22 protein-coding genes, 1 tRNA gene and 1 riboswitch are annotated in these 20284 nt (G+C 31.5%); of the genes, 4 read left to right on the top strand and 19 right to left on the bottom strand.

Annotated features, from left to right (window positions below; all coding sequences use genetic code 11):
• Positions 1–6 precede the first annotated feature (6 nt).
• From QZ357_RS00175 to QZ357_RS00160, 4 genes are read right to left on the bottom strand one after another with little or no spacing between them, the layout of a single operon-like run.
• Positions 7–1176: a cysteine desulfurase family protein gene (locus QZ357_RS00175; RefSeq protein ID WP_290770535.1), complete on the bottom strand. Its 1170-nt coding sequence runs from the start codon at positions 1174–1176 to the stop codon at positions 7–9.
• The gene (locus QZ357_RS00170; protein WP_290770533.1) at positions 1177–2238 is read right to left on the bottom strand and encodes an alanine/ornithine racemase family PLP-dependent enzyme; all 1062 of its coding nucleotides are present in this window, start codon (positions 2236–2238) and stop codon (positions 1177–1179) included.
• 14 nt (positions 2239–2252) lie between these two features.
• Entirely contained in the window at positions 2253–3608 is a 1356-nt protein-coding gene (locus QZ357_RS00165) for a PFL family protein (protein ID WP_290770532.1), read from the bottom strand.
• An 11-nt stretch (positions 3609–3619) separates the two neighbouring features.
• Positions 3620–3889 (bottom strand): ACT domain-containing protein, encoded by a 270-nt coding sequence (locus QZ357_RS00160; RefSeq protein ID WP_290770530.1) that lies wholly within the window; start codon positions 3887–3889, stop codon positions 3620–3622.
• A gap of 114 nt (positions 3890–4003) precedes the next feature.
• Here QZ357_RS00160 and QZ357_RS00155 point away from each other — a divergent pair, with 114 nt between their 5' ends.
• Positions 4004–4678: an MBL fold metallo-hydrolase gene (locus QZ357_RS00155; protein WP_290770529.1), complete on the top strand. Its 675-nt coding sequence runs from the start codon at positions 4004–4006 to the stop codon at positions 4676–4678.
• Positions 4679–4720: 42 nt separating this feature from the next.
• Here the strand turns inward: QZ357_RS00155 and QZ357_RS00150 are convergent, their stop codons facing one another.
• The 4 genes from QZ357_RS00150 to QZ357_RS00135 all read right to left on the bottom strand — a co-directional run bounded on the left by QZ357_RS00150 (position 4721) and on the right by QZ357_RS00135 (position 8100).
• Positions 4721–5452, bottom strand: coding sequence for a GntR family transcriptional regulator (locus QZ357_RS00150; protein ID WP_290770527.1), 732 nt, complete (start codon positions 5450–5452; stop codon positions 4721–4723).
• 90 nt (positions 5453–5542) lie between these two features.
• Positions 5543–6247: an ion transporter gene (locus QZ357_RS00145; RefSeq protein ID WP_290770525.1), complete on the bottom strand. Its 705-nt coding sequence runs from the start codon at positions 6245–6247 to the stop codon at positions 5543–5545.
• A gap of 234 nt (positions 6248–6481) precedes the next feature.
• Positions 6482–6557 (bottom strand) — tRNA-Asn (locus tag QZ357_RS00140).
• Between the two features lie 205 nt (positions 6558–6762).
• Positions 6763–8100, bottom strand: coding sequence for an MATE family efflux transporter (locus QZ357_RS00135; RefSeq protein ID WP_290770524.1), 1338 nt, complete (start codon positions 8098–8100; stop codon positions 6763–6765).
• 108 nt (positions 8101–8208) lie between these two features.
• Here QZ357_RS00135 and QZ357_RS00130 point away from each other — a divergent pair, with 108 nt between their 5' ends.
• Complete coding sequence (locus QZ357_RS00130; RefSeq protein WP_290770522.1) at positions 8209–8973, top strand: MerR family transcriptional regulator; 765 nt, start codon at positions 8209–8211, stop codon at positions 8971–8973.
• On the opposite strand, the gene bcp is transcribed toward QZ357_RS00130, so the two are convergent.
• The 8 genes from bcp to QZ357_RS00090 all read right to left on the bottom strand — a co-directional run bounded on the left by bcp (position 8970) and on the right by QZ357_RS00090 (position 14808).
• On the bottom strand, positions 8970–9443 hold the full coding sequence (bcp, locus tag QZ357_RS00125; protein ID WP_290770520.1) for a thioredoxin-dependent thiol peroxidase: 474 nt from the start codon (positions 9441–9443) through the stop codon (positions 8970–8972). The two genes, QZ357_RS00130 and bcp, sit on opposite strands and share 4 nt — an antisense overlap.
• 15 nt (positions 9444–9458) lie before the next feature.
• On the bottom strand, positions 9459–10199 hold the full coding sequence (gene yaaA, locus QZ357_RS00120) for a peroxide stress protein YaaA (protein WP_290770519.1): 741 nt from the start codon (positions 10197–10199) through the stop codon (positions 9459–9461).
• A 279-nt stretch (positions 10200–10478) separates the two neighbouring features.
• Positions 10479–11258, bottom strand: coding sequence for a bifunctional hydroxymethylpyrimidine kinase/phosphomethylpyrimidine kinase (gene thiD, locus QZ357_RS00115; protein ID WP_290770517.1), 780 nt, complete (start codon positions 11256–11258; stop codon positions 10479–10481).
• 1 nt (position 11259) lies between these two features.
• A complete protein-coding gene (gene thiE / locus QZ357_RS00110) occupies positions 11260–11907 on the bottom strand; it encodes a thiamine phosphate synthase (RefSeq protein WP_290770514.1) in 648 nt (215 codons plus the stop codon).
• A complete protein-coding gene (gene thiM / locus QZ357_RS00105; protein WP_290770512.1) occupies positions 11894–12718 on the bottom strand; it encodes a hydroxyethylthiazole kinase in 825 nt (274 codons plus the stop codon). Before thiM ends, thiE begins: the two co-directional genes overlap by 14 nt.
• Positions 12719–12828: 110 nt before the next feature.
• A riboswitch (TPP riboswitch) is annotated at positions 12829–12930 on the bottom strand.
• A 78-nt stretch (positions 12931–13008) separates the two neighbouring features.
• Positions 13009–13701: a GTP pyrophosphokinase family protein gene (locus QZ357_RS00100; RefSeq protein WP_290770511.1), complete on the bottom strand. Its 693-nt coding sequence runs from the start codon at positions 13699–13701 to the stop codon at positions 13009–13011.
• A 25-nt stretch (positions 13702–13726) separates the two neighbouring features.
• Positions 13727–13906: a hypothetical protein gene (locus QZ357_RS00095; RefSeq protein WP_290770510.1), complete on the bottom strand. Its 180-nt coding sequence runs from the start codon at positions 13904–13906 to the stop codon at positions 13727–13729.
• Between the two features lie 146 nt (positions 13907–14052).
• Positions 14053–14808 carry an SHOCT domain-containing protein gene (locus tag QZ357_RS00090; protein ID WP_290770508.1) on the bottom strand — a complete coding sequence of 252 codons (756 nt, stop codon included), beginning with the start codon at positions 14806–14808 and terminating at the stop codon, positions 14053–14055.
• Positions 14809–15190: 382 nt separating this feature from the next.
• On the opposite strand from QZ357_RS00090, the gene QZ357_RS00085 reads away from it, so the two are divergent.
• Together QZ357_RS00085 and cls are read left to right on the top strand one after the other, a co-directional pair.
• Positions 15191–15754, top strand: a complete 564-nt coding sequence (locus tag QZ357_RS00085) for a glycerol-3-phosphate responsive antiterminator (RefSeq protein WP_290770506.1) — start codon at positions 15191–15193, stop codon at positions 15752–15754.
• Between the two features lie 117 nt (positions 15755–15871).
• The gene (gene cls / locus QZ357_RS00080) at positions 15872–17401 is read left to right on the top strand and encodes a cardiolipin synthase (RefSeq protein WP_290770505.1); all 1530 of its coding nucleotides are present in this window, start codon (positions 15872–15874) and stop codon (positions 17399–17401) included.
• Positions 17402–17452: 51 nt separating this feature from the next.
• Here cls and QZ357_RS00075 read toward each other — a convergent pair whose 3' ends face one another.
• The 3 genes from QZ357_RS00075 to QZ357_RS00065 all read right to left on the bottom strand — a co-directional run bounded on the left by QZ357_RS00075 (position 17453) and on the right by QZ357_RS00065 (position 20261).
• Positions 17453–18796: an NCS2 family permease gene (locus QZ357_RS00075; RefSeq protein ID WP_290770503.1), complete on the bottom strand. Its 1344-nt coding sequence runs from the start codon at positions 18794–18796 to the stop codon at positions 17453–17455.
• A 159-nt stretch (positions 18797–18955) separates the two neighbouring features.
• Complete coding sequence (locus QZ357_RS00070; protein WP_290770501.1) at positions 18956–19519, bottom strand: DUF2284 domain-containing protein; 564 nt, start codon at positions 19517–19519, stop codon at positions 18956–18958.
• A 22-nt stretch (positions 19520–19541) separates the two neighbouring features.
• Complete coding sequence (locus QZ357_RS00065; protein ID WP_290770500.1) at positions 19542–20261, bottom strand: SDR family oxidoreductase; 720 nt, start codon at positions 20259–20261, stop codon at positions 19542–19544.
• Between the last annotated feature and the right edge of the window lie 23 nt (positions 20262–20284).

Below are 20284 nucleotides of genomic sequence, written 5' to 3'. Positions count from 1 at the left end.
TATTTTCTACCTACTCATTTTATTTAAAAGATTCAATCTGTCTAAATTTTCTTTTAATTTTTTAACGAAAAAATCTATTTCTTCTTTGGTGTTAAACTCGCTGAAGCTTATTCTTATAGTTCCTTCAATTAAACTATCATCAACATCTATAGCTTTCAAGATACTGTTTACTCCAGTATTTCTTGAAGAACACGCACTTGAAACCGAAACAAATATATTATCTTCTTCAAGCATATGGAGCAAAACTTCACCCTTTATGTTTTCAAAGCTTATACTCAGAATATGATAAGAAATATCAGCTTTTTCATAAGGTGTGTTTATATGATAATTTTTTATGTTCTCATCGATTTTTTTTATCATATATAAATATAATTCTTTGTATTTTCTTTTGTTATTTTCAAAATTTACTTTATTTACTTCTATTGCGCGGTTAAATCCCGCTATCAGAGGAGTATTTATTGTTCCACTTCTATAACCTTCTTGTTGTCCTCCTCCGTGAATTAAAGGTACTAGAGTTATATTATCTTTTAAAATCAGTGCACCTATACCTTTCGGTCCATGAAATTTATGGGCACTTAGAGAAATCATATCTGCGTCTTTTAAATGTAAATCAATTTTCCCAACGGCTTGTGTTGCATCTATATGAACAAGAATATCTTCATTTCTGTTTTTTATTTCTTTTATTATTTTTTCTAAGTTTTGAACCACTCCGAATTCATTGTTAACGTATATTAAACTTATGATTTTTGTATTTTTATTTATACTTTGAAGCAATTTATTTAGATTTATTTCACCATTTTCATATACCGGAATAAAATTTACTTCAACCCCTTGTTCTTTGTAATATTTAAAAACATTTGTAACACAAGGATGTTCAATATTGCTCGTAATAATATTTATGTTTTGTGGGTTTTTGTACTTATCTATAGTTCCTTTTAAAGCCAGATTAACGGATTCAGTTGCACCTGAAGTAAAAATCACTCTCCTGTTTTGTTCAAGATTTAAAAAGTCAAGAAGATTCTCTTTTGTCTTTTTGATTATCTTGCCGGCTTCAAATCCTTTTTTGTGTATTGCTGAAGGATTTGCGTATTCTTCCAAGAGATATTTTTTTATTTCTTCCTGTGCTTCCTCATAACAAACTGTAGTTGCTGCATTGTCAAAATAAATATCGTTCATTTATCTTACAAACTCCTTCACCACATACTTTGAAGTAAATGCTCTGAGAACAGAGGTATAATACATATAAAGCTCAAACGTATCACCGATTTTATAATTTCTGCTGCTATCCGTAATATCAATGATCAAATGGTCACTGCTTCCTCCCAATATTTTTGTGTTTTCGTCTAGAGGAAACATATCAAGATCTATATCTTGTTTACCGACAGACAAAATTGCTCTTTTTCTTATTCCCTCGTCTTTAAATTCAGGTTTTGAATTAAGAGCCGAAAAACCTCTTTTTCCTATTGGAACGGAAGGTTTATCTTTTATTTCTATTATTTCAGCCTTTAATGTAAAGGCATCTTTATACATTCCGTCTATATGAGTGCGGTATGTACAGTCTCTTCCGAAATAAATGGTATCTCCTACTCGGATATTTGTTATTCCTTCCACCGGATTATTTTCTCTAAATAACGTATAACTGGTAGAGTTGCCCCCCGATACAATATTAAGTTTCATATCCAATTCTTTTTCAAGTGCGGAGTTGATACTTACCAAATGGCTTAAATTCTTTTTATCCGGCAAAACACCGCCGTAACAAGTCAAATTTGTTGCAATACCTTTTATTTCTATATTTGAAAGTTTTTTGATTTTTTTTGCATTGTTTATAATATCATCTTTCTCAAAATAGCCTTCTCTTAAATCCCCCACATCAAACATCAAAAGTATGCCGTGTTTTTTCTTTTGATGTTTTGCGGCTTCATTTAAAGCTTTTATTGTGTCATATTCACTGTTTAAAGATATATCGCTGTATTTTACGACATCTTCTGCCTGAGATATACTGGGAAGTCTTATAAGCCATTTCTCCGTATCCATATCTTTTATGTTTTCAAGATTTTCTATTCTCGAATCTGCAAATTTATTTATACCGGCATCCATTAAAGTATTAACTATTTTTTCGTTGCAAGAATGTAACTTTGTTACTGCTGTTACGTCAACGTTGTATTTACCAAGAGTGTTTTTTACCGTTAATGCATTTTCGTATATTTTATTTAAATCAATCTTTAATGTTGGTTTCATACTTGTTCCTTATATTAATTTTTAAATGAATGTACAGGAGCAGGAATTCTTCCCCCTCTTTGGATGAACTGTTCACTGCTGAAACTGTTCACTTCCATAATAGGCGCACTTCCGAACAAACCGCCCCAATCTACTTTATCTCCCACTTCTTTACCGTACACAGGTACAACCCTTACGGCGGTGGTTTTATTGTTTATCACACCTATTGCCGCTTCATCGGCAATCATTGCCGAAATGGTATCTTCCGGAGTACTCCACGGAATAGCTATCATATCAAGCCCTACAGAGCAAACACTGGTCATAGCTTCAAGTTTATCAAATTTCAAACATCCGTCTTCAACAGAAGCAATCATTCTGTTATCTTCGCTTACCGGAATAAAAGCTCCGCTTAAGCCTCCTACATGACTTGATGCCATGATACCGCCTTTTTTAACGGCATCCGTAAGCATTGCGAGAGCCGCTGTGCTTCCGTGTGCACCGCATCTTTCAAGTCCCATTACTTCCAATATTTCGGCAACACTGTCTCCTATTGCAGGAGTAGGAGCCAAAGATAAATCCAATATTCCGAAAGGAACATTAAGCCTCTTACTTACTTCATGCCCTATCAAAGATCCCGCTCTCGTTATTTTAAAAGCAGTTCTTTTTATTGTTTCGGCTATTTCGTCCACACTTGCGCCTTTCATTCCCTCAAGTGCGGTTTTAACAACCCCCGGTCCGCTTACTCCGACGTTTATTACTTTTTCGGCTTCGCCTACACCATGAAAAGCTCCTGCCATAAAAGGATTATCTTCAACGGCATTTGCAAAAACGACAAATTTTGCACAACCGAATGAATTATTATCTTTAGTTAAATATGCGGTTTTCTTAATAAGAGGTCCCATCTTCTTTACGGCGTTAAAGTTTATACCTGATTTGGTACTTCCGAGATTAACGCTTGAACACATATTGTCCGTTTCGGTAAGTGCATATGGAATGGATTCAAGAAAGCTTACATCACTTTCGGTGCAACCTTTTTGAACAAGCGCTGAATATCCGCCAATTATATCAACACCGACTTCTTTTGCCGCATTGTCAAGAGCCTTTGCATATTCAACCCACTCGTCAACGTTATTTGCACATGCCAAAGCTATCGGGGTTACCGAGATTCGTTTGTTTACTATCGGAATTCCGTATTCGTCAGCAACAGTATCTGCTGTCTTGACCAAGTCCTTTGCAATAAATGTAATTTTATCATATATTTTTTTTGTTGCTTTCTTGTAATCTCTGTCAAAACAATCCAGCAAAGAAATACCGAGAGTTGTGGTTCTTATATCAAGATTTTCAACTTCAAGCATTTTTATCGTATCAAGCACGTCTTTATGTATTATCATAGCTAATCTCCTTAAATTTTATGCATTGTGTCAAAGATTTCTTCTTTTTGAACTCTTATTGACAAACCTACGTTTTCGGCCGTTTTGTCAAGCTCTGCTTTTAATTGTTTGAATGTTGTTTTTTCCTCGTCTATCGTTACCAACATCAACATTGTAAAATAATCCTGCATTACTGTTTGTGAAATATCATCAATATTAACTTCACATTCACTTAAAACTTTAGAAACGTTATAAATAATACCTGTTTTATCTTTTCCTATTACGGTGATTATTGCCTTCATATTTTCCTCCGAAATTAATCTATTTTTTATTACAAACTTAAATAATATATTACCATATTTGCCTTTATAATAAAAGTAGTGTTTGTTATAATTTAATTCTTAGGAGGTGAATTTATGAAAGTAAGATATTTATATAACAGTGGTTTTATCATAGAATCGGAAAAATATATTTTCATAATAGACAGCATGTACAAAACAGAAATTGAAAACAGAAAAAACAAAAAAATTATTTGCCTTGCAACTCATTCCCATCATGATCATTTTAATGACTTTATATTAAAAGAAGGGTTTTGTATATTAAGCGACGATATAAAGATAAAGAATAAAAAAGATAATATTATGTTCGTTAAAGAATATGATGAAATCAATATAGAAGACATAAAAATAAAAACTTTTTCTTCAACCGATTTAGGAGTAAGTTATCTTATAGAAACAGATAAAAAATTAATATTTCACAGCGGAGATTTGAATTGGTGGTACTGGGAAAACGACAGCGAAGAGACGAAAGAAAAAGAAGGTAACGATTATAAGAGAGAAATACTAAAGTTAAAAGAATATTTAAAAGGAAGAACTTTGGATATAGCTTTTATTCCTGTAGACAGAAGGCTTAAAGAAAATTCAATTCTTGCAATTGATTTCTTTTTAAAGAACATAAAAACAAAAAATGTTTTCCCTATGCATTTTATGGATAATTACGAGTATATAAATGATTTGGAAAAAATAATAAAAAAATACAAAGATGTCAATATAAACATAATCAATAAGAGAAATCAAAAATTTGATTTGTAGTGCATATAACAAAAAATAAAAAGAACCTTAACGGGTTCTTTTTTAATCAAATTCATATCTAAGTTTAACTTTATCCCCTCTGAAAACAACTTTTGAATATTCATATGCACTTTTAAAAGAATCATACATCACATCCTCCAAAACCAGTAAAGGGTATCCTTTTTCCGTTTCAAAAATTGAACTCACTTCTTCCGTCGATGTCATCGACTCAAGAGTTTCGAGGACCTTTGACGGTTTGATATTGTACTTTTCTTCTATAATTACGCAAAGCTGCTTATTTTCAAGTTCATCGGACTGCCAAATGTCTTTAAACTTTTCATAAGGAAGATAAGAATAATGAAGACTCAAAGGTTCGTTATCAACCAAGCGAAGTCTTTTAATAAAGATAACTTTTTCACCTTCTTTTATATTTAAATTGGAAGCTATGTTTACGCTTGCTTTTAACAGCTGCTTATCCAAAAGCCTTGTTTGCGTTTCATAACCCATCTTTTCAAGCTGCTCTCTAAAGCCCATATAAGCAAGAGAAGAAGTCATTATTTTGGGTTGTGCTACAAAAGTTCCCTTACCGGCTACCCTATACAAAACACCTTCTTTAACCAATTGATTGCAGGCATTTCTTACTGTTATTCGACTTAAATCGTATTCTTCCATAAGCTCTGCTTCCGAAGGGATTTTCGTATCCGTTAACCATAGTCCTTTTTCGATATTCCCCCTTATTATTTCTTCCAGTTGAAGATATAAAGGTTTAGGGTTATTTCTGTTTATACCATTCATAAATATAACCTTTCCGAACGTTTTCCGTTATATTAGAATATTAACACAAAAATAAAATCAATGCAAAATTTTATACTTAATATACATAAATCAATTTTTCTTATCCATCACTTCGCTTATAAATGATGCCGTTATAATGCCTGAAGGAAGAGCAATAATCGCTATACCGAAAAACGAAGATACTATACTTACTATTTTCCCAGCCTGGGTAATGGGATATATATCTCCGTATCCAACGGTTGTAAGAGCCGATGTTGCCCAGTAGAAAGCATCAAAAAAATTATTAAAATTTCCGGGTTCCACATTAAACATTATAAGAGATGAAATCAAAGTATAGCCCAATGCTATTAACAGTATCGATGTCAAAATTTCTCTTTCTTTTTTTATAGCCCTTATTATAATATCAAAATTTTTTGAGTATCGTAAACTTTTAAACAAACGAAATGTCTTAAATATTCTAATCAATCTAAATAAGGCAAAGGAATTGTTAAATAAAGTTATTATAGGGATAATGGATATAAAATCTATAATCATAAAAGGAGTAAAAGGATAAATAAAAAAAGATGACTTACCCAAACGAAGTTTATAATCTGCAGTTATAAGTCTAAACACATAATCCACAAGAAATATAATACATGTTACAAAATCAATTATATAAAAAATAATATTACTTCTCTTAAAACAAAGAGGAATAATGCTTATTATAATGACGCTCAAAATAAAAATATCGTATATTCTGCTTAAATGATCATTTTCTTCAGGTATATCTATTATCTCAAAAATTCTTTTTCTCAAGCTTCTATCCCCTTTTGGTTTAATACTTTTATTATTTGTCATTATTTGTTAAGTGATACAAGTTTGTACCCTAAAATAATAATTTAATTTATTTATGTATACTTCCCATAAAAGCGATGAGATTTGATAAAAAGATATATTTAATTACAATATATAAGATTTACAATTCAACCAAAAATAAAAAAACTCCATAAGGAGTTTCTTATATTTTAACAGTTATTTTAGATAAAAAAATGGCTCCCCAGGTAGGACTTGAACCTACGACCTTTCGGTTAACAGCCGACTGCTCCACCGATTGAGCTACTGAGGAACGCTTATTACTTTATCTATTATACATGAGATTTATAATATGTCAACCATTTTTTTATTTTTTTTCAAAATTTTCCAATTAAAATTTTTGACACCAAAATCTCAACTTTATAATCAATTATTTCCTGAAATTCATAAAAAAATACATTGATTAAAAAAATAATTTAAACTCTAAAAAAGGTTAAAACAATGTTTAACCTTTTAAATTAATTTTCACCTATATAATTATATTTGTCTTTTTGTTTTACTATACACACAAAAGATATTACAAGTGCTAATATTTCGGCAGTGGGTATTGCTATCCACAATCCGTCAGTCCCCATAAACAAAGGTAAAATCAATATTGCTCCGGCTATAAAAACAAAAGTTCTCATAAAAGAAATAAGAGCTGATATCTTACCGTTTGACAGTGCCGTAAACATCGATGAAGCAAATATATTAAAGCCTGAAAACAAAAATGTAACTGAGAACAACAAATATGCCCTTAATGCCAATGAATGGGCTTCGTGAGTTACAGGAATAAAGATTGTAACAACATCTTTTGCAAATACCAAAGAAAGCAAAAATATACTTACCGTAGAAACGGCAATAATCTTTAAACTGTTCTTAAACACAACTTGAAGCTGAGTATCGTTATTACTCCCGTAATTATAACTTATAACAGGGGCAACACCACTTGAAAAACCCATATACATTGAGTTAAACAAAAACTGAGCATATAATAGCAACGAAATCGCCGCAACTCCCTGTTCACCGATAAGTTTCATCAGCGATACATTAAACATCCAGTTGGTTATGCACATTGAAATATGCCCTACCATTTCAGAAGCTCCGTTTGTCATACAATTGATAAGAACCGAAGGGTTTTTGTCTATCGCAGAAAAATGCAGTCCTTTTTTATTTACGATAAAAAATATCAGTCCCGCACAAGACGGTATCGAATATCCTATTATAGTTCCCAAAGCTGCTCCTGATATACCCATATCCATCGGAACCATAAACAAATAATCCAAAAATATATTACTGATTCCCGCAAGTATGGTAAAAAATAATCCAAGGGTAGGCTTCCCTGCAGTAACAAACAAACTGCTGAATACCAGCTGAAACATTAAAAAAGGAACGAAAAGCAGATATATCTTCAAATAATCAAAACAATATTCAAAGAGTACATTATTTGCACCGAGAAAATATATTATGTTATCCAAAAACAATAAAGATAATATTCCCATTACGATGCTTATGCAAAAGACAGCCAAAACAATCAAAGACAAATCACCGTTTGCTTCAGCATCTTTTTTCTCTCCGATTTTTTTACCTATAATCGCACTCCCGCCTGTACCGAACATTATGCCAACCCCAAAGAAAAGATTCAAAAGAGGTTCTATTATATTTATCGCACTAAGTCCGTTTATTCCAACTATCCTTGAGACAAAAACTCCGTCTACAATTGTATATAAAGCCATAAACAACATCATTACTATTGTCGGTATACTGAATTTTATAAGGGATTTAAGGTTAAATTCCTTCGCTATACTGTTATTCATTTTATCCTCCTTTATCTTAATGCTATCTTAATACCTTTTACATTATAAACCTTAAAGTAACTTGAATGTCAAGGGTAATTTTAATATAATAATAAAAGAGGTGAAAAAATGAAAGAAACTTACAATATAGGAACAATATCAAAGATACTTAACATCCCCAAATCGACACTCAGATACTGGGAAAAAGAAGGGATAATCAATCTGAAAAGAAATGCCGTTAATGAATACAGAGAATTTTCGGTTTCTTCGATATTTGAAATTTTAGATATATTTTTTTACAGAAAATTAAACATTTCCATAAAGGAACTAAAAAAAATAGAAACCCAAAATCTATATGAAATAGGAAATGTATTTAGAAACAATAAAAAAAACATTCAAAAAGAAATAAAAAATTTAAAAGAAACAATACGCATGATCGATGATAGGCTGGAGCAAATTGATATTTTTAACGAAATCAAGAACAGTCCCTATCAAATAAAGAATAAAATAGAAAATGTAAATTATGTTGTGGAATTTGAGTTTACCAATAAGGAAATACTGGAAAAATATACATCTCATCCTGGACACTTTGTATATTTTATAGATAACAACTCTAAAAATTTTAATTACGGATTTATAACAAAAAGCATAAAAGAAAAAGACACCGTATTATGGGAAAACGACGGTGACGGAAAAAAACAATATGCAAGATTTCTTTTAAAACAAGACTATTATAAATTAACAACAGATATCAAAAAACACCAAAATGAATTAAATAAGATGGGTTTTGATACCGGGAAAACAATAGCCAGATATCTTTTAACGGATTACGAAAAAGGAAAATATGATTATTACGAAGCTTACATGGAAATAGAAAAGAAAAAGGACATTTAAAGTCCTTTTTCAAATATTCCTAAATCCACAAGAACATCTTCCGCATTCGTAGCCGCTTTTACTTTTCCGTAAGCTTTTTCGATATTGCTCGATTCATCGATAACATATGTGGTTCTTACCACTCCCATGCTCTTCTTTCCGTACATATTTTTTTCTTTCCATACATCATAGGCTTTTATGGCTTCAAGATCAGGATCAGATAATAAAATAAAAGGCAAATCGTGCTTATTTATAAAATTACTGTGTGACTTTTCACTGTCCTTGCTTATGCCAATTACCACAATATCATTTTCTTTGTATTTATCATAATTATCCCTAAAATTGCATGCTTGCTTTGTACATCCCGGTGTATTATCTCTCGGATAAAAATACAATACTACCTTCTTTCCTTTAAAATCTTCCAAAGAAACCGTGTTTCCGTCTTTATCTTTTAAATTAAAATCCGGTGCTTTTACTCCTGTTTCCAACATATTTTCTTTTCCTCCTTATACTTTCATAAATATAAAATTATTATCATATGAATTTTCTTTTATATATTTATATCCTTCATATACAAAATCCTTTAAATCCTGTGCTTTATCTATATTGTTTTTTACAATATACTTAACCATTTCTCCTCTCAGTGCTTTTGCCTCGGTTGCGATAGTTCTGATTTTTCCCTTACGAACTGTTTTAAAATCAACGGTTATAAATTTATTTTTATCTTTTAAATAAGGTTTTATTACTTTTGCATATTCATTAGACGCTAAATTTATAACAATATCGTCCTCTTTATAAAGTTCTTTATATATCTTATCTGACCAATATTTATATAAATTTTTACCGTTAATATCAAGTTTACACTGCATTTCAAGCCTGTAAGGACAAATGCCGTCATAAGGTTTTAAAATTCCGTAAAGCCCGCTTAAAATTCTCACTGTGTCATTAATAAAAGAAAAATCGGAGTCTTTGAATTCTTCCGCTTTTATATGAGTATACTGAAGACCGCAGTAAGAAAGAATTGCAGGTATTTCATGCTTAAAATCAAAAAAATCGTTATAATATATAAAAGTATCCATTGCTATTTTAGGATTAACTTTCATTATGGTTTCTATTTCATCCAAAGATAGTTTCTTTATTTTCTTTGCCAAGAATTCTGCTTCCTTATAAAAAACGGGAACAGAAAGAGTTTTATTCTCATCAAAAACAACTCTCATTTTTTTTGCCGGTGATATTATTACTTTCAATTTACAAACCTCAAAATTTTGTAGCAAAGTAAACAACATATTTTTTATAAAATCTCACTTTAAAATAACGGTTAATTATCTGTAGTTTCTGTGTATTTTAAAGAGTAATTCTGATTACGGTTATATTATGAAGTTACTTTTAACCTATATTAACATTTTCTTTGTCAAATACATATACAAAAAAACATAAAATAAAAAATTTTACTATTATTTTACACCATATTGTTGAGTCAAATATTAAAAAAAGAGGATTTCTCCTCTTACAAATCAAAATATATTTTACAAATCATACATATGATTCAAAGGTCCGCATCCCTTTCCAAAATCGAGTCCGTCTTTTAACGCTCCGGTAATATAATCTTTTGCATTTTTTATGCTTTCGGCTTTTGAAAAACCCATGGCAAGATTGCAGGCTATGGCAGACGAAAGAGTACATCCGGTTCCGTGAGTATTATTTGTATCTATTCTCTCTCCTTTAAACCAAAAGATATCATCATTGTCATAAAGCAAATCATTTGCATTGTCATCATAATGACCTCCTTTGATAAGTACTGCTCCAGGTATTTTATATGATATTGTTTTTGCGGCAGTTATCATAGAATCTTCGTCAGTTATTTTCACACCAGATAGTACTTCCGCTTCCGGAATATTCGGCGTTATAATACTTCCCAGTGGCAATAATTTTTCTGTCAATGCATCTTTTGCTTCATCGCTTATAAGACTGCTTCCGCTTGTTGAAACCATAACAGGATCTACAACAATATTTGAAGCTTTGTACTCTTTAAGTTTGCTTGCAATTGCATCAATTATATCAAGGCTTGAAACCATACCTATTTTAACTGCATCGGGTACTATATCTGTAAATATACAGTCCAGCTGTTTTTTTACAAAATCACCTGATGCATCCATAACTCCGTATACACCGGTTGTGTTTTGTGCGGTAAGAGCTGTTATAGCACTCATTGCATATAATTTATGCGCTGTTATTGTTTTTATATCAGCCTGAATGCCGGCGCCTCCGCTGGAGTCAGAGCCCGCAATAGTTAAAACTTTTTTCATATCAATAATCTCCCTTTACCATTTCTTTGGATAAATTGAGAAGCTCCTTTGTATCTTTCTCTATATTTTTACTCGCAAATATGGCAGATACCACAGCAGCTCCGTCTACTCCGCTGTTTTTTAATTTTAGTATATTACCTTTATTTATTCCTCCGATTGCAACCGTCGGAATGCTTACATTATCACAAATTTCTTTTAACGTTTCAAAAGAAACATCATTTGCGTCAAGTTTTGTAGATGTAGAAAAAACCGCACCTATCCCCAAATAATCCGCGCCCTTTTCTTCTGCAAGCTTTGCTTCTTCCAAATTATGTACAGAAACACCGAGTATTTTATCTTTTCCTATTAACTCTCTTACATTTTCGGCTTTCATATCACTTTGACCCACATGAACTCCGTCAGCATCCGCTTTTAGCATTATATCTACGTTATCGTTTATTATAAAAGGAATGTTATTTTCCTTTGCCAGCTTTTTTATTTCTACGGCTTCTTTAAAAAAGTCTTCATCATTCAAATCTTTTTCCCTTAATTGTAAAAAAGTAATCCCGCCTTTTATGGCTTTTTTCACCTGTTCATACAAACTTTCTTCATCACTCCATGCTCTGTCCGTAACCGCATACAAAAGCATATCATTTTTATCTACATTCATATTTGGCTCCTTTTTCAAGTTCCGTAGAATTCAAATTAAAAATACAATCTATAAGATAATTCCTAAAGGAAGCATTGCCTCCTCCTGTTTCTTTCATCTTTTTATACGCCATCTGCCCTGCATATCCCATAGTACAAACACTTGCAAGACAAGCTTCCAGCATATTATCTTTATTTGCAGCCAAATAAGCACAAGTGATTGCCGAAAGCATACACCCGGTACCCGTAATGGATGACATCACACTGTGTCCGTTTCTTATGATATAACTTTTTTTACCATCTGTTACTATATCTATCTGACCTGTGACAATTACTATTGCTTCAATTTCCCTCGAAAAATCTTCTAGAAAATCGATAACTTCATTTAAATTTGTTTCATCCACTTTATCACTGATATCTGCATCAACACCTTTTGTTGTTCCTTTGCCGATAGCCAAAGTCTTTATCTCTGAAATATTACCTTTTACGGCCGTGAAATTGATGTTTTTCAATAATTCCTTTGCGGTATCTGTTCGAAGCTTTGAAGCCCCTACCCCTACCGGATCAAGGATAACAGGATGAGAAAGTTCATTTGCTCTTTTTCCTGCCAAAAACATCGAAGGAATTGTATTTTGATTTAATGTACCGATGTTAATATTAAGACCGGAACAAATACTTGTAATCTCTTCCACCTCTTCCTTGTCATCCGACATTATTGGAGAAGCTCCCAAAGCCAATAGTATATTTGCACAATCATTAACGGTAACGTAATTTGTTATATTATGAATCAAAGGTGCCTGTTCCCGTACGTTTTTAAGCATGTCTTTTAACATTATTTAATCCTCCTATAATTAATCATATAATAAATACCAAACTTAATAAATTTGTCAAATATTTTTTTATATTAATAAAAAAACGAGAACCTATTTGGATTCTCGTTAATATACTTAAATTACTTCAGTTCCTACGTTGGCATTACCCAAATCAGGTTAAAGGGTCGAAATATTGTATTTCCTCTCAGCAAAAAGCTCCCCCGAATATATTATATTGTATCTTTATGCTATCATAACTTAAATTTTATGTCAATATAATAAATATTATTAAAAAAATGTATTTAAACATCTTATAACTCTTCATCTTTTGAATGTATTTTTTCTTTGATTTCCTGCATTTTTACATCAGTATAAGAAATCAACGTTGCACATTCCTTTAATTCACTCATTATTTTTTCCTCATCGACAACATTTTTCTTGTATTTAAGTTGATGTTCCAAACTTGCCCAAAAGTCCATTGCAATTGTTCTTATTTGAATTTCAACCCTTAGATTTTGTTTTCTGTCAGAAAAAAACACAGGAATCTCAACTATCATATGATAACTTCTGTATCCGTTCTCTTTCGGTTCTTTTATATAGTCTTTAACTTTTATAACGGTTATGTCATCCTGTTTGGCAACCATCTTCGCAAGAGCATAAATATCATCTATAAAAGAACATACTATTCTTATCCCTGCTATATCGTTTAAGTGATCCATCGCAGACTGAATTGATACTTCATACCCTTCTTTTTCAAGCTTCTTAGCTATACTCTCAGGTTTTTTCAATCTTGATTTTATAAACTCTATAGGACTGTTAATACGCTTTATAGCCAATTCTTCGTTTAAAACTTCAAGTTTGGTTTTTACCTCTTTAATTGCACAGCTGTACATCATCATGGCTTCTTTATATTCTCCGGATTGCTCCAGAAAATAATTTTTTGTATCACTCGGAACATTTACCGTACTTATAAATGTCCTGTTGAGATCTTTTTCCATATTCATTGTAAATTCCTTTTAATATGTAAGTTTATTTCCATTCATATCCGCAGTTAAGACAAATGTAGTCGGGTCTTGTTTTATCATCCTCACAGCACCCTCCGTAAAAACTTTCACTTAAGCCTCTGTCTTCACATGCCTCAAAATACATCAGTCCGTACATCATTTCTTCGATATTTCTGCTTTTACATTTTGGACAAACTTTTTCCATATATATCTCCTTACATCTATGTATTTTAACACAGTTTTACAATCTATTGAATAAATTTAATAGATTCTTAATCTTTTTAATTAAAAATACATTTATTTGTAATATAAAGATAAAATTTACAAAAAAAGAGAGATCACTCTCTCTTTTTATAATCCAAGCAAATCTTTTTTCTTTGCTTCAAATTCTTCTTCCGTAATTGCCCCCATATCCAACAGTTCTTTTAATTGTTTTAATTGCTCTAATTGATTATTATTTGATTGTTGTATATTGGGTTCATTATCAACTTTTTTTGCTATAATTTCTAATCTTGAAATTAATGCCCTTGAATCTTCTAATGCTTTTCTATAATCAGAACTTTTTGTTTTTACTGGTTTTTTTATAAATGGAACTAATACCATAGGATTATCATTATCATTTAAAGTTATTCTGACAATAATATTTTCCACCATTTTTTTAGACTTTTTTTTACCTGTCAATCCACCTATAATAGCACCATCTCCACCAAAGGCTAAACCTCCGATAACAGCACTGGCAACTCCTCCGGAACTTACAACGCCATTGTCCTCAATTAATTCATATGTTAATAAATCTGCAAAATCATACCAAATATCAGTTCCAACTTTTGTTTTTCCATCAGGTATAAGTAATGAGGTACCGCCGGTAGCTAAAGCCACAGTAGCTTTTAAAACTTTTTTCCCTTTAGTGTCAGCTATTTTTCCTTTTACTGCTCCTTTAATTTTAAAACGATTATTTTCTTCGTCTATGGTTATAACTCCATAAGTTTTTATATTAGGATTATTTTTTTCAGCTATAGATTGTTCATCAATAGATAGTTCTTTTTTTATTCCATCTTTTACATTTTGAGTTAAGTCATTCATTGTTTTTTTTAATTTTTCCTTCATAATCTTCCTCCTGTTTTATTAAAATACTATATATGTGGTCCTATTTATTGTATCCCCATTAATCTATACTTTTTGTAACTCTCATGGTATAATGTTTTATATTACAATATATTTACTTCTATAAAATATTTTATTGTATTTCTATTTAATCACGTTACATGATCTATATGGATATTAATTGTTTTATAATGTTACAAAAAGTATAGATTAATTGACAATTTTAGATAATGTAAAAATAATATATTTCGATAGCCAATATTATAAATAAAAGGATTTGAAATAAGACTTTGAAAAATTACTTTTTACTTGCATAAATATATTAGGTTTATTTTTTCTTCGTATAATGATATAATATATCGAGCATTTAACAAAGGAGTAATATATGAACACAGTTTTTTTTGATGCACTTAAGAAAAATCCAATAATAGCTTCCGTAAGAAACGAAGAAGAAGTCGACAGAGCGGTAAAAAGTCGGGCAGAAGCAATATTTATAATACATATAGACATGAACCATCTTATTGAACAGGTAAAAAAAATAAAAAAATCAGGCAAGCTTGTTTTTATACACGTAGACTTGATACCCGGGTTTTCATCTTCTCCGCTGGCACTTGAATATATTTATAAACTTACAAAACCGGACGGAATATTAACAACAAAAAAATCTATAATAAACAAGGCAAAGTCTCTTGATCTGATAAGTATTTTAAGAGTTTTTGTAATCGACTCACCTACAATAGCATCTTCTTCAAAGCTGATAAAAGAAGTAAAACCCGATTTGGTGGAAATCCTTCCCGGGATTGCTCCAAAAGCAATAAAACTTATCAAAGAAAAAATAAATATCCCTGTCATATCGGGAGGAATGATAGAGACAAAAGAAGAAGTTATTGCATGTATAAAAAGCGGGGCTATAGGAGTATCGTCTTCAAGCGAAAATTTAATAAAATAATTGACGTATCAAAAAATTTATTTTATACTTTTATTGCATAAAGGTAATTCATAAGCGAATTTATAAGAAAATAAAATATCTTATAACATTTCGCTTTTTTTATTATAAGGAGAGTAAATGAAAGAAAAGGGCCTTAATATAAATAAAATTTACACCATACTCAGAATATTGTTCATTGCATTTTTATTCATTATGCAAATTGCATGTATGATTCTGCTTACATATATGCTCAAAAAACATGCTTTTATCGCTTACACCTTTATAGAAGTACTAAGCATAATGGTGCTTATACATCTTATGGCGGATGAAAGAAACTCGGCATATAAAATGCTTTGGATGGGTATAGTTCTGTTATTACCTATAGTCGGACATATAATGTATGATTTATGGGGAAAGTCCCATTCTCATATAAGAAAACACACTAAAATACAGGACGAAATAGATAAAGTAAACAATAATCAAATAATGGACGGAAAAGTAATCTCTCAAATAAAACATGAAGATTTGGAAAGACTGTCTTTATATTTAACAAATTATTCTTATCCGCCTTATAAAAACAACAATTTGAAATTCTGTTTCTCAGGAGAGGAAGCTTATAAAAATATACTGGAAGACATAAAAAAAGCAAAGAAATTTATTTTTATAAGTGTTTATACCCTTGCAAAAGGCAGATTGTTCGATGAAATATTTGAAGTTTTGGAACAAAAAGCAAAAGAAGGAATAGAGATAAAAATAATATATGACGATGTAGGTTCTATTCTAAAAATACCGCACAATGTAAAAGTTCATCTCGAAGAACTCGGAATAGAAGTTACTGTTTTTAACGCGATACATAAAAACGCATCAAAACAATATTACAATTACCGTTCCCATCAAAAAATTGTTGTTGTAGACGGAAACACGGCATATACGGGTGGATTTAACATTAAAGACGAGTTTATAAACCATAAATCGTCATACGGATATTACAAAGATTGTGCCATCAGAATAAAGGGAGATGCCGTTTGGAGCTTTACCCTTATATTTATAGGAATGTGGAATACAACCGGTCATAAAATCGAGGAAGTTGAAAAATACAAACCTAATCATAATATAAAAAATGACATTCTATGCCAGCCATTTGCCGACGGACCTTCAAATTATGTACAATTTGCAGAAGATATGTATAAATATCTTATTAACACAGCAAAACGAACCTTATATATTACTACCCCCTATTTAAATCCTGACGATGAAATGATAGATATGCTTTCACTGGCAGGTAAAAGTGGCGTTGACATAAGGATTGTAACTCCCAAAATTTTCGATAAGAAGACATCAAAGTTATTAAGCGAATTTAATTTCGGAAGACTTCTAAAAAATGGGGTTAGAATTTACGAATACGAAAAAGGATTTATTCATAGCAAAATTATATTAAACGATTTTGCAAATATTATCGGCACCGTAAACATGAATTTCAGAAGTTTTTATATTCACTACGAATGCGGAGCATTTATCGGAGATAAAGATTTTACCGATAAACTAAAAAAAGAAGTTATGAATGTAATAAACGAAAGCACGGAAATCACTTACGACGAATGGGTGCACCGTTCAAAGAAGACCAAAATATTCCAGTATGTTGTGAATATATTTAAATCACAGTTGTAATAAAAAAACAGATACAAAAATTTGTATCTGTTTTTTATTATATATTTTTTATTAAAGTATTACCAAATATATCAAGAATATCACAAGAAGTACCCATGTGATTGCATTAATTTCTTTTGCTTTTCCTGTAAATACTTTAGAAATCGCATAGAATATAAATCCAACGGCAATACCGTTTGAAATAGAATATGTCAATACCATTGTAATAACTGTAATAAATGCGGCAACAGCAGTAGCTATATCTTCCCACTCTATTTCTTTAAGTTGTTGAGCCATCAATACACCAACAATGATAAGAGGTGCACTTGTAACAGGAGAAAGGAATAATTCTCCAACAGGAATTGAGTTAACAACAGTTAAAAGAGGCATAAATAATACAGATAAGAAGAATAATACACCGGTTGTACAAGCAGTTAAACCTGTTCTTCCTCCTGCTGCAACACCAGAACCTGATTCAACGAATGAAGTAACTGTAGAAGTACCTAAAACAGCACCAACACATGTACCTATAGAGTCAGAAAGTAACGCTTTTTCAACATTTTCCATTTCACCGTTTTCATCAACCAAACCGATTTTGTTACCAACGGCAACAAGAGTTCCCGCAGTATCGAAAAAGTCTATGAAAAGGAAAGTAAATATTACCATAATAAACGATGGTTTTGAGAATAAAGAAGATAATCCGTCAAAACAAGCACCGAAAGTAGGCATAGCAAAATCAAAAGAAAGTATTCCCTGTGGTAAAGCAGGCATTCCGCTTACTCCGAATAATCCCGCAACAACACCTACAACAGCTGTTATTATCATTCCGTAGAATACTGCTGCATTTACTTTTTTACAAAGAAGAGCAACGGTTACAATTAAACCGAAACATGCAAGTAAAACCGTAGGATTTGTCAAATCTCCCATAGCAATGTATGTAGAAGGGTCAGCAACAACTATGCCTGCGTTTTTAAGACCTATAAATGCTATAAAAAATCCAATACCGGCCCCGATTGCAAGCTTCATGTTTTTAGGAATTGAATTGATAATGGCTTTTCTTATTCCGGTAACAGAAACAATTAAGAAAATAATACCAGAAATCAATACAGCGGCCAAAGCTTCTTGCCATGTATATTTAAAAGTCATACATACAGTATAGGTAAAGAAAGCATTAACACCCATACCAGGAGCTAAACCTACAGGATAATTTGCAACAAGCCCCATAATAATACTTGCTATTCCTGAAGAAATAGCTGTAGCCAAAAATACAGATTGGAAATTCATACCTGTTTCACCAAGCATTCCAGGGTTTACACCTAAGATGTAAGCCATTGTAAGAAATGTTGTTAAACCGGCAATGATTTCAGTTTTTACATTGGTACCTTTGCCTTTAAGTTTAAAAATTTTCTCGAACATTATGTTCCTCCCCAATAAATAATAATGAATGAATAATAATTATAGCATGATTATTTCACCCAGACAATACAAAAATTTCACTATAACGACAAATCTTTCTTTATTACGTCAATTATAAGCAAAAAAAACAAAAAGAAGGTATAAAAATACCTCCTTTTATTATTCAATCATAATCATACCGTAAAAATTAATCCCAGAATCTCTCCAGTCTTTTCCACCTTTTTCATGAGGAAGTACTTTAAATCCATCCGTTTTCCCCCATGCCTTAACGCCGTGTTCCTCATAACCGTTGTTTATAACGGTTTGAATAACATCGATTCCGCTTCCGTCCATTTGAGGAATTACTTTATCCGCATGTTTGCAATTTGGGAAAGAACACTCTTCACCGTATTCGTCTCTGCAAATCTCACACTTTTTAGCTCCGTACCCCAAAGCTTTGTAATAACCTCTTTTGCCGAGATAATCCAGCATTTTCCTCAATGTTTTATTTACATCATAGGGATCAAGACATTGTATAAGCAATATGTTTTTATAAATATCAAGATTTGCTTGAGTTTCTTTATATGTAGGTGCAATCGAAGGACAACACTGACGTTTATTATAATTTTTGCATCCGTATTTACACTTATTTAAAGTCCACGGAGCGGTAACAACGCTTTTGGAGTCAATCATTTTAGCACTTGTCGCTCCGAATTCAATCGCTTTTTTTACAAAATCTTCCATAATCATTTCCTTTTAAATTTACTTACATTTCATCAGGTCTTTTGGTGTAACGTCGTATTATTACATCATCAATTACCGAATTGTTTCTGTGAGAAAGAAGAAAAACAATAATTTCCGCTATTTCTTCAGGTTTACAAGACATATTTTCTTTAAGATCTCCTCTGGCTATTTTTGCCATAGGTGTTTCAACAGCCGAAGGATATAGATTATGTACTCTTATGTCATCGTCAAAAAGTTCTATGTTAAGTACTTCGTTTAATGCTTTTTGAGCGAATTTAGTCGAACAATACGCTCCTTGATGTATGTGAGGATAAACTCCGGAAGAAGACACTATCGAAATTATATCCGAAGAATCTGACTCTTTAAGCATTTCATAACAAGCCTGCGTCATTGCTAAATTTGAATACACGTTTATTTCATACAACTTCATGAATTCGTCTTTCTCAACCTCAAGAAGAGGTTTTCTTAAAGCAACGCCCGCACTGTTGATTAAAACATCCAATTTACCGAATTTTTCTTTACAATACTCGGCAACTTTTCCGCACACATCTCTGTCACATAAATCTCCAGCATAATAAGAAACATTTTCCCCAAGTTCCGAAGAAAGTTCTTTTAATGCCTTTTCATTTATATCTGCCATCAATACTTTTGCACCTGCATCTACCAAAGCTTTAACGATGAAACGACCTATTCCTCCGGTTGCTCCGGTGATAATAACGACTTTATCTTGTAATTCTTTCATAAAAACTCCTTAAACTGGATTAT

It is taken from the genome of Anaerofustis sp., assembly GCF_019420015.1.
Taxonomy (GTDB): Bacteria; Bacillota; Clostridia; order Eubacteriales; family Anaerofustaceae; genus Anaerofustis.
The sequence above is the reverse complement of the archived record's forward strand: the minus strand, read 5'-3'. Positions and strand labels throughout refer to the sequence as shown.